We start from the raw sequence: 14,139 nt of genomic DNA on the forward strand, positions 1-14,139 counted from the left end.
TCAAGGCGGGCCTGTTTTCGCGCCATCCGTGGCGCTCAACGCCCCCACCAACCCCTCCCGCCCGGCCCTGTGACATTTTGCGTGCGCCCACCACGGTAAAGGAAAGGAAAAAAGGCGGTAGCGCCGACCCATGGTCGGCGGAATGTTCCCGCCAACGGCCCGCTGCGCTCGCCGACCATGGGTCGGCGCTACCGCTTTTGTTTTTCTTTTCTGCGGGGCCTTGAGCGGCAGGAGCCGCGAAGAGCTACATGGACGTACTTGCGCGTGCCCCGCATAGCCTCCCCGCCCGCCCCCAGCTGCAGCTCCAAACCAGCCGCCTCAGCGCCTGTGGCCGCTGCGCCAGATCGAGAACAGGATCCACACCCCGCACAACCCGGCCCCGATGAACCCCCCCACGCCCAACACCAGCAGCCAGCGGCTGGAGAGCCCGCCTACGCTGTGCATCACGATCGATGAGCCGATGATCAGCGCGGCCGTAACGATACCCACCACCATGCGGTTGGCCGCCTGGTTCACCTGGTCGCCGAAGCCTTTCAGCGCATTGGTTTCGACCTTGATCTGCAGGCGTCCGCGGCGTGCGGCCTGCACCAGTCGGCGCAGGTCGCGCGGCAGTTCGCCGGCCAGCTCGATCATCCCCAACAGGCTGCGGCGGCCACGCTTGAGCAGCGCCCGGGGTGCATAGCGCTGCAGCACCACCTGCTCCAGGAATGGGCGTGCCGCGCTGGCCATGTCGAACTCGGGATCGAGCTGGCGCCCCATGCCCTCCAGCGTCAGGAACGCCTTGATCATCAAGGCCAGGTCGGCCGGCAGCATCAGGTTGTAGCTGCGCAGCAACAGGGTGATGTCGCTCAGCATCAGGCCGATGCGCAGGTCCTTCAGTGGCACGCCGCGATAGCGGTCGACGAACTGGCTGATGTCCTGCTGCAGCCGCCCTTCGTCCACCGCCACCCCGCCTGCCCAGTCCAGCAGGATGTCGGCAACCGCTTCGGGTTCCTGCTCCACCAGCCCGTGCAGCAGCTGCGCCACCTGGAAGCGACGCGACTCGGACAACGTGCCGATCATGCCGAAATCGATCACGCCGATCCGGCCATCGCGCAGGTAGATGATGTTGCCCGGGTGCGGATCGGCGTGGAAACAGCCGTCCTGCAGCACCATCTTCAGCACGATGTCGGCACCCCGCGCTGCCAGTTGGCGGCGATCCAGTCCGGCCGCGTCCACCGCCGCCAGGTCCCGCCCGGCGATGCCATCGACGAAGTCCTGCACGTTCAGGCTTTCGCACGTCCACTGCCAGTGCACGGAAGGAATCAGGATGTCGATGCGGCCGCCGAAGTCGCGCGCGATGCGCTCGGCATTGCGGCATTCGGCGGCAAAATCCAGCTCACGTCGCAGTGAGCCGGTGAACTGTTGAACGACCTCTGCTGGCCGGTAACGGCGCAGGTCGGGCAACCGCGCCTCGATGATCTCCGCCAGCCGCGCCAGCAGCCGCAGGTCCGCTTCCACCACGTCGCGGATACCGGGGCGGCGCACCTTCAGTACCACCTCGCGGCCGTCGTGCAGGCGCGCACGATGCGCCTGCGCCAATGAGGCGGCCGCCATCGGCACCTCATCCAGCCAGGCAAATACCTGCGCCGGATCGCCGCCGACATCCCGCTCCAGCTGTTCGCGGATCTGCGCGTACGGCAGTGCCGGCACCGCGTTCTGCAATTCGGAGAATTCGGCGATCCAGTCGGGCGGGAACAGGTCCACGCGAGTGGCCAACACCTGGCCCAGCTTGACGAAGGTGGGCCCCAGTTCTTCCATCGCCCGGCGCACGCGCATCGGGGCGGTCAGCGGCGTGCGCTGGGTGTCGTCGCCCCAGTGCAGCAGGCGCCCCGCCCGCTCCAGCACGTCGGCCAGGCCGATCCGCCGCACCAGATCGCCGAAGCCGTTGCGGATCAATACCGATGCGATTTCCTGCAGCCGGCCGAGATCACGGACGGTGCCGAGCGTTTCCCACATCGATGCATGCTCCAGGCTGTGCGAGCGCGCAGCATCTCACAGCTGGGCGAGCAGTCCGTTCAATGCCGCCGAAACGGTCTGCCGGCGGATCGCATCGCGGTCGCCATGGAAGTGGAACAGTTGTGCCTGCGCATACCCGCCACGGCGTTTCCAGCCGATCCATACACTGCCCACCGGCTTATCGTCGCTGCCGCCGCCAGGGCCGGCGATGCCGGTCACCGCCACCGCGATGCCCGCGCCGGAGTTGACCAGTGCACCGGATACCATCTCCAGCACGGTTTCGCGGCTGACCGCGCCGAACGCCTCCAGCGTCTGCGCGCGTACGCCCAGCAGCCGCTGCTTGGCTTCGTAGCTGTACACCACCATGCCGCAATCGAAGAACGCCGATGAGCCGGCGATATCGGTCATTGCCTTGGCGATCCAGCCGCCACTGCAGCTTTCAGCGGTAACCAGCTGCAGGCTCGCTGCCTGCAGCGTGCGGCCCAGCTCGCTGGCCAGGCCGGCCAGCATGTCGTCGGTGGGTAGGGTCATGGAACATTCCTGGAACGCGGGGTCAGCGTCCTTTTACTACGAAAAGGCACGCTGACCCCAACCGCAGGTGAAATCACCACTCAGGCAGCTTTTCCGGCAGCAGTGCCTGGATCGCGGCCCCGTCCTCGCCGGCGGCCAGCTTCTCCGCCTCCGCGATCGGGATTTCCACCTGCAGCAGCCAGCCTTCTTCGTCCACGGTTTCGGCGCGGACCACTTCCAGCTGGTGCAAGCGCGCGCGCAGGCGCCCCTGCGAAGCGGGCAGGCGCAGCTCGCCGGTCACATGCTGCAGCCCCAGGCGCTTGCCCAGTGCCGCTTCCAGCACGTCCAGCCCGCGGCCGTCGCGCGCGGAGATCCAGACCCGCTCGCGGCGCGATTCATCGGGCACGCCGTCGTGGCCATCGTGGCGCACCTCGGCCCCTTCAATGCGGTCGATCTTGTTGAACACCAGCAGCTGCGGCAGGTCGCCCGCACCGATGGCCGCCAGTACTTCGTCGACCTGGGCGATGCGCTCTTCGCGGTGTGGATCGGCGGCGTCGACGATATGCAGCAGGAAATCAGCCTCGCGCGCTTCGGACAGGGTGGAGCGGAACGCAGCCACCAGGTCATGCGGCAGGTCGCGCACGAAGCCCACCGTGTCGGCCAGCACCACGTTGCCACCGGGCAGCGCGATGCGACGCACGGTCGGGTCCAGGGTCGCGAACAGTTGGTCGGCGGCGTACGCCTCCGCGCCGGTCAGCGAATTGAACAGCGTTGACTTGCCGGCGTTGGTGTAGCCGACCAGCGCCACGCGCGGCAGCTCGCTGCGCAGGCGGGCACGGCGCATCTGGGTGCGCTGCACTTCTACTTTTTCCAGCCGTTTCTGCAGCTGCTCCACGCGCTTCTGCAGCAGGCGGCGATCGGTTTCCAGCTGGGTCTCACCCGGGCCGCGCAGGCCGATGGAGCCACCACGCTGGCGCTCCAGGTGGGTCCAGCCGCGGATCAGCCGGGTCGACATGTGGCGCAACTGCGCCAGCTCGACCTGCAGCTTGCCATCGTGGCTGCGCGCACGCTGGGCAAAGATGTCCAGGATCAGGCCGGTGCGGTCGATCACCCGCCGCTCCAGGAACTTTTCCAGGTTGCGCTCCTGGCCGGGCGACAGCGCATGGTTGACCAGGATCAGGTCCGCACCGGTTGCGTCGGCAGCCGCCTTCACCTCGTCCAGCTTGCCGCTGCCGATCAGGGTGGAGGGATTGGGGCGGTCGATGCGCGCGGTGATGGTAGCCGCGATGCTGGCACCGGCCGAGCGTGCCAGGTCGCCGAACTCTTCGAGCACGTCCTCTTCCAGCTTGCCGAAATGGGGCTGGATCAACAGGGCGTTTTCACCCTTTTTCGAGCGATCAAACACGTACCACTCCAGGATTATTCAATGGATTCATCACCCGCTGGTTGGCCATCTTCGTTGGCCTGCACGAAACCACCGCCCGGACCGAGCTTGACGTTGCGCGCCGGGACCACGGTGGAGATGGCGTGCTTGTAGACCATCTGGCTGACGGTATTGCGCAGCAGCACCACGAACTGGTCGAACGACTCGATCGTGCCCTGCAGCTTGATGCCGTTGACCAGATACACCGAAACCGGCACGCGCTCGCGCCGAAGTGCATTCAGAAACGGGTCCTGCAGCGATTGCCCCTTGGACATTGCTAACTCCTGATTATTGTTTTTATGGGTGTCGGCAGATGCCACGGCCCCCCAGCCGCCCACCGACAGGTCGATGGTACACGGCAGGCGCCCGGCACGCTGTCAGGGCGGGACGAACGCGGAAACCGCCGCCGTCAACCGCTGCTGGTCTACATGGGGATCGAACCAGCGCGCATCAAGCTCGCCACGCAGCCAGGTCAGTTGCCGTTTGGCCAACTGGCGCGTGGCGAAGATCGCTTTATCGCGGAACGTGGCGGCGTCCTGGTTGCCGTCCAGATACTCCCAGGCCTGTCGGTAGCCGACCGCGCGCACTGCCGGCAGGTCCAGTGGTGATGCCACCGTGGCCATCGCGGGCAGCGCCCGCAGGGCCCGCACTTCATCCAGGAAGCCGCCGGCCAGCATCGCATCGAAGCGCCGCTCGATGCGCTGGTGCAGCACGGCGCGATCACGCGGTGCGAGCACCAGTTTGAGGGTCCGTACCGGCAGCCGGCCTTCGCCCGGCACCCGCTGCCATTCGCTGATCGGCCGGCCGGTCATCCGGTAGACCTCCAGCGCCCGCTGTATCCGCTGCGGGTCGGTGGCATGGATCCGCGCGGCGGCTGCCGGGTCCACCGTGGCCAGCTCGGCATGCAGCGCCGGCCAGCCACGCTCGGCCGCCTCGGCCGACAGCTGCAGCCGGGTGGCTTCGTCTGCCGGCGGCATCGGCGACAACCCTTCCAGCAGGGCGCGGAAATACAGGCCGGTCCCGCCGGCAAGAATGGGCCGCTTGCCGCGCGCGATGATGTCATCCACGGCAGCACGTGCGGCGCGTGCGAATTCGGCAGCGGAAAACGACTGCCATGGATCGCACAGGTCCAGCAGGTGGTGCGGCGCCTGCGCGCGCTCGGCGGCATCCGGCTTGGCCGATCCGATGTCCAGATGGCGATAGACCAGCGCCGAATCGACGCTGACGATCTCACCGTCCAGCCGCCGCGCCAGATCGATCGCCAGCGCGGTCTTGCCGCTGGCGGTCGGGCCCATGACCGCGATCGCAACGGGTCGACGGTCTTCCGCCATCAGCCTTCGTCCGGCCAGCGGATCGCAGGCGCGGCGTCTTTGCGCGGCGACGGCACCGCCTCCACGGCCGCCCACACTTTCAGGGCATCCACGGTGGCGGCCACGTCGTGCACGCGCACGATACGCGCGCCGCGCTGCACCGCTACCAGGTGCGCTGCGACCGATGCCGCCACGCGTTCGGCAGGCAGCTGGCGGCCGGTCAGCTCCCCCAGCGTGCGCTTGCGTGACAGGCCGGCCAGCATCGGCACGCCGAGTTCGAGGAAGCGTTCCGAACGCGCGAGCAGGGTCATGTTGTGGTCCACGCGTTTGCCGAAACCGAAGCCGAGGTCGACCACCAGGTTCTTCTTCGCGATGCCGGCCATTTCCGCGGCGAACAGACGCTGGACCAGGAAGCGATGTACTTCGGCCACCACGTCGTCGTACTGCGGATCGGCCTGCATGCTGCCGGGCTCGCCCTGCATGTGCATCAGCACCACCGGCACGCCGGCGTCGGCCGCAGCGTCCAGTGCGCCGGGCTGCCGCAGCGCGTGGATGTCATTGATCATCCCGGCGCCGGCCGCCACTGCCGCGCGCATCACCTCCGGCTTGAAGGTATCGATGCTGATCGGCACCGTAGTGCGTGCGGCGAGCTGCTCGATGACCGGCAGGACGCGGCGCAGCTCTTCGTCCAGCGGCACCGGCGCACTGCCCGGGCGGGTCGATTCACCGCCGATGTCCAGCAGGTCGGCGCCCTCTTCCACCAGCTTCAGGCCGTGCGCAACTGCAGCCTCGGCACTGTCGTGCTGGCCGCCATCGGAAAAGGAATCCGGAGTGACGTTGACGATGCCCATCACCCGCGCACGATCAAGGCGCAGTACGCGGCCGGCACAATCGAGCTGGGGAGAAATGTCGAACATGGCGGTCCCTCGAAGGTAGTGACGGCCGCTGGCCGTCAACAGGAAATTCAACCGATCCGCCGGGCATGCCGCGGCGCGACCCGCCGTGATGGTCAGCGTCTGCGACGCTTGCGATCCAGATACAGCGTCTTGCCGATGCTGAGCACCACGCCCAGCGCGATGCCGACCACGCAGCCGAGCAGCAGATTGTCCAGGCCCAGGCCGACGGCAACGCCGACCACCGTGGCGATGACCATTTCAGCGGTATGGGAAATCGGTTCGGGCGGGGGCGTCGACATGCAGTTTCCGGTCAGTAACCAAACGTAGTCCCTATTGTCCCGCAGCCGCCCCCTGCATGCACGGGCTGGCTGAACGGAAAAGGCCGGGTTTCCCCGGCCTTTCCCTCAACGCGCAGCAGCAGTGATCAGATCTGCTCGGCCGGGCCACTGATCGGCGGCACCGGACGGGCATCGCCGCCCTTGTCGTTGCCACCGCCATTCTTGCCATCGGTATTCGACTTGCCCCAGCCCATCGGCGGCGGCGGATCGCGGCCTTCCATGATCGCGTCGATCTGCGGCGCATCGATGGTTTCGTACTGCAGCAGCAGCTGGGTCATCGCATGCAGCTTGTCGACGTTGGCGGTCAGCAGTTCAGTGGTCCGGGCATACGCCTTGTCCAGGATGCTGCGGACTTCTTCGTCGATACGGCGCGCGGTGTCGTTGGACACGCTCTTGTGCTGGGTCACCGAACGGCCAAGGAAGACCTCGTCGTCCTCTTCACCGTAGGCGATCGGGCCGAGCGTCTCGGACAGACCCCACTTGGTGACCATGTTGCGCGCCATCTTGGTCGCACGCTCGATGTCGTTGGAGGCACCGGTGGTGACCTTGTCGGCGCCGAAGATCAGCTCTTCGGCAACGCGGCCACCGTACAGCGAGCACAGCTGCGAATTGATCGCCACGCGGTTGATCGAGTACTTGTCACCTTCCGGCAGGTACATGGTCACACCCAGCGCACGACCGCGCGGAATGATGGTGACCTTGTAGACCGGGTCCTGCTCGGGCACCAGGCGGCCGACGATGGCATGGCCGGCTTCGTGGTACGCCGTCAGGGTCTTCTCTTCTTCGCTCATGGCCATCGAGCGGCGCTCGGCACCCATCAGGATCTTGTCGCGCGCACGGTCGAAGTGGTCCATGCGGACTTCCTTCTCGTTGCTGCGCGCGGCGAACAACGCGGCCTCGTTGCACAGGTTGGCCAGGTCGGCACCGGAGAAGCCCGGGGTACCGCGCGCGATCACCATCGGCTCGACATCGTCGGCCAGCGGCAGCTTGCGCATGTGCACCTTGAGGATGTGCTCGCGACCCTTCACGTCCGGCAGGCCGACCACAACCTGGCGGTCGAAACGGCCCGGACGCAGCAGCGCCGGATCCAGCACGTCCGGACGGTTGGTCGCGGCGATGACGATCACCCCTTCGCCGCCTTCGAAACCGTCCATCTCCACCAGCAACTGGTTGAGGGTCTGCTCGCGTTCGTCATGACCGCCGCCCAGACCGGCACCACGGTGACGACCGACGGCGTCGATTTCGTCGATGAAGATGATGCACGGCGCGTGCTTCTTGGCCTGCTCGAACATGTCGCGCACGCGGCTGGCGCCGACGCCGACGAACATTTCCACGAAGTCCGAACCGGAGATCGAGAAGAACGGCACCTTGGCTTCGCCGGCGATGGCCTTGGCCAGCAGGGTCTTGCCGGTGCCCGGCGGGCCAACCATGAGCACGCCGCGCGGAATCTTGCCGCCGAGCTTGGTGAACTTGGACGGGTCGCGCAGGAAATCGACCAGCTCGCCGACTTCTTCCTTGGCCTCGTCACAGCCGGCCACGTCGGCAAAGGTCACCTTGACCTGGTCCTCGCCCTGCAGCTTGGCCCGCGACTTGCCGAAGGACATCGCGCCCTTGGCCCCGCCACCGCCGCCCTGCATCTGGCGCATGATGAACAGCCAGAAGCCGATGATCAGGATCACCGGCAGGAAGTTCATCAGGATTGCGCCCAGCGAGATACCGCTGGACGGCTCCTGCTGGACGATTTCAACATTCTTGGTACGCAGCACATTGATCAGGTCGCGATCGAACGGTGCGGTGATGGTGGAGGTCTGGCCACCACGCGTGGTGTAGGTGATTTCGTTGGTGCCGCCGCGCATGTCGCCGGCGAAGGTCACCTTCTGCACCGCGCCGCTGTCTACCTGGTCCAGGAACTGCGAATAGGTCGCGCCCGGCGCACCGGCGCCGCTCGTCTTTGGCGAGAAGCTCTGGAATACCACCATCAGCACGACGGCGACGACCACCCATAGCAGGAGGTTCTTGGTCAAGTCGTTCATCCTCATTGGCTCCGGTATTCCTCTTGTGCGGGCTGGTGCATGGGTCGGGCTTGCTTGTCGAGCTTACTTCATCACGGCGCGCTTGCCCTGTCCGAGGGCATAGACCTCGGGGGAGCGCTTGCGCGAGGCGTCCGGCTTGCGGATGGAGACCTTGTCGTACCGCCTGCGCATTTCACGCACGTAGTCGTCAAAACCCACACCCTGGAACAGCTTGATCAGGAACGCCCCACCGGTCTTGAGGTGGTTGTCGGCGAAATCCATGGCGAGCTCTGCCAGGTGCATCATCCGCGGCTGGTCCACCGCGTCCATTCCACTCTTATTGGGGGCCATATCGGACAGTACAAGGTCTACCGGCTGGTCCCCGACCATGGCCTCGAACTGCGATAGGACGGCTTCTTCCCTGAAGTCTCCGTGAAGGAAGTCCACGCCGGCCAGCGCGGGCATCTCAAGGATGTCCAGTGCGAACACCCGGCCGGTGTCGCCCATCTGCCGGCGGACCTGCTGCGACCAGCCACCCGGGGCAGCGCCGAGGTCCACCACCACCATGTGCGGCTTCAGCAGCCGGTCACGTTCGAGCAGCTCTTCCAGCTTGTAGGCCGCGCGCGAGCGCATGCCTTCAGCCTGCGCTTTCTTCACGTAGGGGTCGGAAAAGTGTTCTTTCAGCCAGCGCTGGCTGCTCTTGCTGCGGGAAACCATGGTAAATACAGCCGGATGGGGTGGCCATGATACCCTGAACCCCCCAAGTCACAGCGCTTTCCTGCATGTCCACTGCCCTGACCGCATCCCAGACCCGTTTCCTTCGCGGCCAAGCCCACGACCTCAAAGCCCTGCTCCAGATTGGCGGCAAGGGCGTGACCCCGGCCTTCCTGGCCGAGCTGGAAGAGGTGCTGGAGCGCCATGAACTGATCAAGGTGAAGGTGGCGGCAGAGGATCGCGAAGCCCGCGACGCCATGGTCGCCGAGCTGGTCGGTACCACCGGGGCGGCGCTGGTCCAGCGCATCGGCCACGTGGCCGTGCTGTACCGGCCGAGCAAGGAAAACCGCCAGATCGTGCTGCCGCGCGGCTGATAACCCGGTCCTGCCATGCAACTGAGCCACCAAGCCCCTGATTACGCCTACACGCTGCGCGGTGCGGATGGTCGTTCGGCGCGGATCAACGACCGCGAACTGACCGCGAGCTTCATCGTCACCCCGCAGGTGCTGGTGGAAAACTGGCCGGTGGGTTCGGTTGCCGAGCTGCAGCCGGCCCATCTGGAGGCGATCCTGGCGCTGGAACCGGTGTTGATCATCCTCGGCACCGGCGCCACGCAGGTGTTTCCTTCGCAGCAGCTGATGGCCGCGTGCCTGTCACGTGGGATCGGGCTGGAAGTGATGAACAATCCTGCTGCGGCGCGCACTTTCAACATCCTCGCCGGCGAAGGCCGCAAGGTCGCCGCGGCGTTTATTCTCGAACGTTGAATTCTGGTCGCTGAGGGCGACTTCGGCCGCTGGGGTTTGTGTGTTGGGGCGGGATAGGGGGCATTGGCAGGACACGCCGTGAACCCGTCCATGGGGGCTCGCTTTTCGCATCCATGCGAAAAGACGGTCCTGCCAACGCCCCCTACCCCGCCCCCCGACAATCCCCGGTGGCCGGGGGAAAAGAAAAAAGCAAAAGCAGACAGCCGATCCAAGGATCGGCTGCTTTGCGTTTGCCTTTGCTTTTTTCTTTCTCCCCCCGCCGAGGCGACCGTGTCGAAGGCGGGTGGCGGTGGGCTAGCCGGGACCGTTAGAGCCGCATGGATGCGGCGACGAGCCTCCAGGGACGGATTCACGGCGTGTCCCGGATAGCCCACCGCCACCCGCCAGGCAGGCAGACAACACGGCAACCGCTCTAGGCGGCGGCCGCGCTCACCGCGCCGGCAGGTACTGCTGCGGATCCACCGGCTTGCCGTTGTAGCGGATCTCGAAATGCAGCATGTCCCGGTTCGCGCCGGTGCGGCCCATTTCGGCGATCTGCTGGCCGGCCTTCACGCTCTGGCCTTCGTTGACCAGGCGCTTGCGGTTGTGCCCGTAGGCCGACAGCCACTGCTCGTTATGCTTGACGATGATCAGCTCGCCGTAGCCCACCAGCCCGGCGCCGGAGTACACCACCACGCCGTCGGCGGCAGCTTTGACCGCCTGGCCACTGGTGCCGGCGATGTCCACGCCCTGCTTGGTCGTCTCACCGGCCACGAAGCGACCCACGACCGCGCCATCAGCAGGCGAGCGCCAGCTGATGCCGCTGCGCACCGGTGGTGTGGTTGCCACCGGCCGGGTCGTGGTGGCGGTGCCACCGGACGCCCGCGGCGCGGTCACCACGGTGGTCGGCACGCGGCCACCGCCCGCACCCTGCGGATACAGGCGGATCACCTGGCCGGGGTAGATCGTGGACGGGTTGGACAGGCTGTTCCAGGCGATCAGGTCCGCCGGGGTGATGCTGTGGATGCGTGCCAGGGCGTAGATGGTGTCGCCCTTCTGCACGCGCACTGTCTTGCCCGGCTGGGCGACGGAGGCCTTCGGCGTGGCCGACGCACCGCTGCCGCCCGAACCGGAGGGACGCACCACGGTGGCGGTACCGCAGGCAGTCAACGCGGTCAGCGTGATGGCCAGCGCGCCTAGGCGCAGCCCCCTGTTGAAACGATCAGCACTCATGCGAACTTCGACCTCCATACAAGCCAGGCAACCAGGGCCACCACCATCGCGGTGGCGACCCAGCCCAGCGGTTCAATCCAGCGACGCAGCGCCGCCTCGGCGCGCGGTCCACCGATGCGGATCACCGCAGCCAGCACGAATACGCGCTTGCCGCGACCGATCAGCATGCTCAGCAGATACTGCGGCATCGGTACGCCGACGATACCCGACGCCCATGTGAAGACCTTCATCGGGATCGGCATGAAGCCGCCCAGCACCAGGAAGGTGAACACCGCCCACGGCGATTCGGCCATCTTGGCCTGCACGATCGCAATGCCGCGCTCGATGCCGGGCAGCATGCCCATCGTATCCAGCAGCGGCTTGACCGCCTCGAACGCGAAATGGCCCAGCGCGTAGCCGACCACCGCACCCACCATCGAACCGGACAGGCTGAGCGTGGCGAACCACCAGCCGCGCTTGGGCTGGGCCACGCACATCGGGGCCAGCATCACTTCCGGCATCACCGGGAAAATGATCGCTTCGATGAAGCTCAGCACCGTCAGGTAGGTCGGTGCCCGCTCATGGTTGGCCCACTTCAATGCGCGCTCGTACAGCGGCCCGAAAATCTTCATGAATGCCCTGCTCCGTGAAAAATCAGTCCAGCATGCCAGACAGCAACGGGACGAAGGTGACCGGCGCCAACACGGACTGCGTGATGCTGCCGTCGGGCAGGCGGTCAAGCTGCACCAGCGACTGCGCACCCGGCCCGCCGACCGGCGCCACCAGCCGCCCGCCGGGGGCCAGCTGCTCGATCAATGCATCCACCAACGCCGGCGCCGCGGCGGTGACCACGATGGCATCGTACGGCCCATGTTCGGGCCAGCCGACCCGGCCGTCGTCGTGCTTGGTGCGGATGTTCATGGCCAGCGAGCGGAACCGCTTGCGCGCCTGCCGCAGCAGGTCGCCGATGCGTTCGACGGTGAACACCTCCAGGCCCACCGCGGCCAGTACGGCGGCCTGGTAACCGGAACCGGTGCCCACTTCGAGCACGGTTTTCGGCGCAACCTGGAGGATCGCCTCGGTCATCCGGGCGACCACCCACGGCTGGGAAATCGTCTGGCCGTGGCCGATCGGCAGGGCAGTATCTTCGTAGGCACGCGAGGCCAGCGCTTCATCGATGAAAAGATGCCGCGGCACCACGCGGATGGCATTGAGGGTGGCCTCATCGACGATGCCGGCTTCGCGCAGGCGCTCGACCAGGCGGTCGCGCACGCGCTGGGAGGTCATGCCGATGCCTACCGCTTCGGGCTGCAGTCGCAGGCGCGCGGTCATGCCGGGCGGCCCAGTGCGGCGCTCAGCCCGCCGACCCAGCTGGCCACTTTTTCCAGCGCCTGGTAGCGCGTCAGGTCGACCTGGATCGGGGTGATGGAAATAAAGCCGGTGCGCACCGCATGGAAATCCGTGCCCGGGCCGGAATCCTGCTCGCGCCCTGCCGGGCCGATCCAGTAGACCGCATTGCCGCGCGGGTCCTTCTGCGCGATGCAGCCTTCGGCGCGGTGGCGGTTGCCCAGCCGGGTCACCTCGAAGCCCTTGACCTCGCTCCACGGCAGGTCCGGCACGTTGACGTTGAGGATCGTGTCGGCAGGCAGCGGATCGGCTTTCAGCTGCGCCACGATCTCCACCGCCGCGCGCGCGGCGGTCTGGAAATGCTTCGGCTCATGGTTGTGGCTGACCAGCGACATGGCGACCGCAGGCAGTCCCAGATGCCGCCCTTCCATCGCCGCCGAGACGGTGCCGGAATAGATCACGTCATCGCCAAGGTTGGCCACGTTGTTGATGCCCGACACGACGATGTCCGGCTCCTGGTCCAGCAATCCTGTCAACGCCAGGTGCACGCAGTCGGTCGGGGTGCCGGCGACGGAGACGGTGTGGTGATCCAGGCGCTTGAGGCGGATCGGCAGGTCCAGGGTCAGCGAGTTGCTGGCGCCTGACCTGTCCCGGTCAGGGGCGACCACGGTGACCTCATGCCCGGCCTGGCGCAGGACCGCCGCCAGCATGGCGATGCCCGGGGCATCGACACCATCGTCATTGCTGACCAGGACCCGCATCTGGGTTTTCACCACTTCATCGTTCAAGACTTCGCTTCCAATCACTGCTGACATGGACGTGGTCACGGCGCTCCCCCGGCGGCGGCGACCTCGCAGGTGCGTCTTGTATTGTGCCGCATGCGGCTCGCAGGGCCTACCCTGCCATGGGTCATTGGGCATCCTCATGACGGTGGCGGCATGCGTTAACCTGTCGGCATGTCGCATCCGCATGACGAAGATCCCGCCGAACTGTTCCGGTCAGCCATCGGGCAGGTTACCCCGCTGCGCAAGGGCAGCGGCCCGGCCCCGGCTGGGCCCAAGCCGCGCCCGCGTGCCCGGATGGCCGAACGTGATGAACAGGAAGCGCTGGGAGAGTTCGCCCGGCTGCTGCGCGACGGTGCTCCGCTGGATGCCGGTGATGCCCTCAGCTACCGCCGCGACAACCTGCCCCCGCGCATGTTCCAGCGGCTGAAGAAGGGCCAGTATTCGGTACAGGACGAACTGGACCTGCATGGTGCCACGGCCAGCCAGGCCGAACAGCTGCTGCGTCAGTTCCTGCTGGAGGCGCATGATCACGAGCATGGCTGCGTGCGCATCATCCACGGCAAGGGCCTGCAGTCCGATGGCGGTGCGCCGGTGCTGAAGAACCTGGTCGACCGCCACCTGCGCCTGCGCAACGACGTGCTGGCCTTCCACTCCGCGCCCACCGCCCAAGGCGGCACCGGCGCCGTGCTGGTGCTGCTGGCGAGATAGCTGCCGCTTTCGGCCGGCCCAGGCCCTGGGTGATAAGCCAGCGGTATCAAATAGATCGACGCTTTAGGTGGGGTGCCGCCGTCTTCTGCCCAACGACGCCACCCTTTGACGTTGCACGCTCGCATACGAGGGGCCGCCAACGA

Annotated in this window: 16 protein-coding genes; 3 read left to right on the forward strand and 13 right to left on the reverse strand. The window is 66.7% G+C overall.

Annotation, left to right across the window (positions count from 1 at the left end; translation table 11 throughout):
* Positions 1 to 318: 318 nt before the first annotated feature.
* The 9 genes from ACI2JH_RS06210 to rlmE all read right to left on the reverse strand — a co-directional run bounded on the left by ACI2JH_RS06210 (position 319) and on the right by rlmE (position 9,204).
* Complete coding sequence (locus ACI2JH_RS06210) at positions 319 to 1,998, reverse strand: ABC1 kinase family protein (RefSeq protein ID WP_404735694.1); 1,680 nt, start codon at positions 1,996 to 1,998, stop codon at positions 319 to 321.
* Between the two features lie 36 nt (positions 1,999 to 2,034).
* Positions 2,035 to 2,529 carry a CinA family protein gene (locus ACI2JH_RS06215; protein WP_101100070.1) on the reverse strand — a complete coding sequence of 165 codons (495 nt, stop codon included), beginning with the start codon at positions 2,527 to 2,529 and terminating at the stop codon, positions 2,035 to 2,037.
* Between the two features lie 73 nt (positions 2,530 to 2,602).
* Entirely contained in the window at positions 2,603 to 3,913 is a 1,311-nt protein-coding gene (hflX, locus tag ACI2JH_RS06220; RefSeq protein WP_042614904.1) for a ribosome rescue GTPase HflX, read from the reverse strand.
* A 14-nt stretch (positions 3,914 to 3,927) separates the two neighbouring features.
* Positions 3,928 to 4,206, reverse strand: a complete 279-nt coding sequence (gene hfq, locus ACI2JH_RS06225) for an RNA chaperone Hfq (protein ID WP_042614905.1) — start codon at positions 4,204 to 4,206, stop codon at positions 3,928 to 3,930.
* Between the two features lie 102 nt (positions 4,207 to 4,308).
* Positions 4,309 to 5,262, reverse strand: coding sequence for a tRNA (adenosine(37)-N6)-dimethylallyltransferase MiaA (gene miaA / locus ACI2JH_RS06230; RefSeq protein WP_101100069.1), 954 nt, complete (start codon positions 5,260 to 5,262; stop codon positions 4,309 to 4,311).
* Complete coding sequence (folP, locus tag ACI2JH_RS06235) at positions 5,262 to 6,158, reverse strand: dihydropteroate synthase (protein WP_101100068.1); 897 nt, start codon at positions 6,156 to 6,158, stop codon at positions 5,262 to 5,264. Before folP ends, miaA begins: the two co-directional genes overlap by 1 nt.
* 92 nt (positions 6,159 to 6,250) lie before the next feature.
* Positions 6,251 to 6,436 (reverse strand): hypothetical protein, encoded by a 186-nt coding sequence (locus ACI2JH_RS06240; protein ID WP_042614908.1) that lies wholly within the window; start codon positions 6,434 to 6,436, stop codon positions 6,251 to 6,253.
* 125 nt (positions 6,437 to 6,561) lie between these two features.
* A complete protein-coding gene (gene ftsH / locus ACI2JH_RS06245; protein ID WP_404735695.1) occupies positions 6,562 to 8,508 on the reverse strand; it encodes an ATP-dependent zinc metalloprotease FtsH in 1,947 nt (648 codons plus the stop codon).
* Between the two features lie 63 nt (positions 8,509 to 8,571).
* Positions 8,572 to 9,204, reverse strand: coding sequence for a 23S rRNA (uridine(2552)-2'-O)-methyltransferase RlmE (gene rlmE, locus ACI2JH_RS06250; RefSeq protein ID WP_101100066.1), 633 nt, complete (start codon positions 9,202 to 9,204; stop codon positions 8,572 to 8,574).
* 65 nt (positions 9,205 to 9,269) lie between these two features.
* Here rlmE and yhbY point away from each other — a divergent pair, with 65 nt between their 5' ends.
* Together yhbY and ACI2JH_RS06260 are read left to right on the forward strand one after the other, a co-directional pair.
* Complete coding sequence (gene yhbY, locus ACI2JH_RS06255; RefSeq protein ID WP_042614911.1) at positions 9,270 to 9,575, forward strand: ribosome assembly RNA-binding protein YhbY; 306 nt, start codon at positions 9,270 to 9,272, stop codon at positions 9,573 to 9,575.
* 15 nt (positions 9,576 to 9,590) lie between these two features.
* Positions 9,591 to 9,965: an Mth938-like domain-containing protein gene (locus ACI2JH_RS06260; protein ID WP_404735696.1), complete on the forward strand. Its 375-nt coding sequence runs from the start codon at positions 9,591 to 9,593 to the stop codon at positions 9,963 to 9,965.
* A gap of 429 nt (positions 9,966 to 10,394) precedes the next feature.
* Here the strand turns inward: ACI2JH_RS06260 and ACI2JH_RS06265 are convergent, their stop codons facing one another.
* Genes ACI2JH_RS06265 through surE form a run of 4 tightly spaced genes read right to left on the reverse strand, consistent with a single transcriptional unit; the run spans position 10,395 to position 13,264 of the window.
* Entirely contained in the window at positions 10,395 to 11,177 is a 783-nt protein-coding gene (locus ACI2JH_RS06265) for a peptidoglycan DD-metalloendopeptidase family protein (protein ID WP_101100064.1), read from the reverse strand.
* Positions 11,174 to 11,788 (reverse strand): YqaA family protein, encoded by a 615-nt coding sequence (locus tag ACI2JH_RS06270; protein ID WP_182655494.1) that lies wholly within the window; start codon positions 11,786 to 11,788, stop codon positions 11,174 to 11,176. The genes ACI2JH_RS06265 and ACI2JH_RS06270 overlap by 4 nt, the downstream gene beginning before the upstream one ends.
* Before the next feature lie 22 nt (positions 11,789 to 11,810).
* A complete protein-coding gene (locus ACI2JH_RS06275; protein ID WP_191771771.1) occupies positions 11,811 to 12,488 on the reverse strand; it encodes a protein-L-isoaspartate(D-aspartate) O-methyltransferase in 678 nt (225 codons plus the stop codon).
* Positions 12,485 to 13,264 carry a 5'/3'-nucleotidase SurE gene (gene surE / locus ACI2JH_RS06280; protein WP_042613041.1) on the reverse strand — a complete coding sequence of 260 codons (780 nt, stop codon included), beginning with the start codon at positions 13,262 to 13,264 and terminating at the stop codon, positions 12,485 to 12,487. The genes ACI2JH_RS06275 and surE overlap by 4 nt, the downstream gene beginning before the upstream one ends.
* Positions 13,265 to 13,459: 195 nt before the next feature.
* On the opposite strand from surE, the gene ACI2JH_RS06285 reads away from it, so the two are divergent.
* Positions 13,460 to 13,996, forward strand: a complete 537-nt coding sequence (locus ACI2JH_RS06285; RefSeq protein ID WP_101100061.1) for a Smr/MutS family protein — start codon at positions 13,460 to 13,462, stop codon at positions 13,994 to 13,996.
* The last annotated feature ends 143 nt before the right edge of the window (positions 13,997 to 14,139 follow it).

The organism is Stenotrophomonas sp. NPDC078853 (assembly GCF_044901215.1).
Lineage (GTDB): Bacteria > Pseudomonadota > Gammaproteobacteria > Xanthomonadales > Xanthomonadaceae > Stenotrophomonas > Stenotrophomonas lacuserhaii.

Bases quoted from the DNA above. Each gene is read 5' to 3' on its own strand.
- folP (WP_101100068.1), bottom strand. From the start codon at position 6,158: ATGTTCGACATTTCTCCCCAGCTCGATTGTGCCGGCCGCGTACTGCGC.
- yhbY (WP_042614911.1), top strand. From the start codon at position 9,270: ATGTCCACTGCCCTGACCGCATCCCAGACCCGTTTCCTTCGCGGCCAA.
- ACI2JH_RS06260 (WP_404735696.1), top strand. From the start codon at position 9,591: ATGCAACTGAGCCACCAAGCCCCTGATTACGCCTACACGCTGCGCGGT.
- rlmE (WP_101100066.1), bottom strand. From the start codon at position 9,204: ATGGTTTCCCGCAGCAAGAGCAGCCAGCGCTGGCTGAAAGAACACTTT.
- ACI2JH_RS06210 (WP_404735694.1), bottom strand. From the start codon at position 1,998: ATGTGGGAAACGCTCGGCACCGTCCGTGATCTCGGCCGGCTGCAGGAA.
- hfq (WP_042614905.1), bottom strand. From the start codon at position 4,206: ATGTCCAAGGGGCAATCGCTGCAGGACCCGTTTCTGAATGCACTTCGG.
- ACI2JH_RS06285 (WP_101100061.1), top strand. From the start codon at position 13,460: ATGTCGCATCCGCATGACGAAGATCCCGCCGAACTGTTCCGGTCAGCC.
- ACI2JH_RS06215 (WP_101100070.1), bottom strand. From the start codon at position 2,529: ATGACCCTACCCACCGACGACATGCTGGCCGGCCTGGCCAGCGAGCTG.
- ACI2JH_RS06275 (WP_191771771.1), bottom strand. From the start codon at position 12,488: ATGACCGCGCGCCTGCGACTGCAGCCCGAAGCGGTAGGCATCGGCATG.
- ACI2JH_RS06265 (WP_101100064.1), bottom strand. From the start codon at position 11,177: ATGAGTGCTGATCGTTTCAACAGGGGGCTGCGCCTAGGCGCGCTGGCC.
- ACI2JH_RS06240 (WP_042614908.1), bottom strand. From the start codon at position 6,436: ATGTCGACGCCCCCGCCCGAACCGATTTCCCATACCGCTGAAATGGTC.
- ftsH (WP_404735695.1), bottom strand. From the start codon at position 8,508: ATGAACGACTTGACCAAGAACCTCCTGCTATGGGTGGTCGTCGCCGTC.
- surE (WP_042613041.1), bottom strand. From the start codon at position 13,264: ATGCGGGTCCTGGTCAGCAATGACGATGGTGTCGATGCCCCGGGCATC.
- ACI2JH_RS06270 (WP_182655494.1), bottom strand. From the start codon at position 11,788: ATGAAGATTTTCGGGCCGCTGTACGAGCGCGCATTGAAGTGGGCCAAC.
- miaA (WP_101100069.1), bottom strand. From the start codon at position 5,262: ATGGCGGAAGACCGTCGACCCGTTGCGATCGCGGTCATGGGCCCGACC.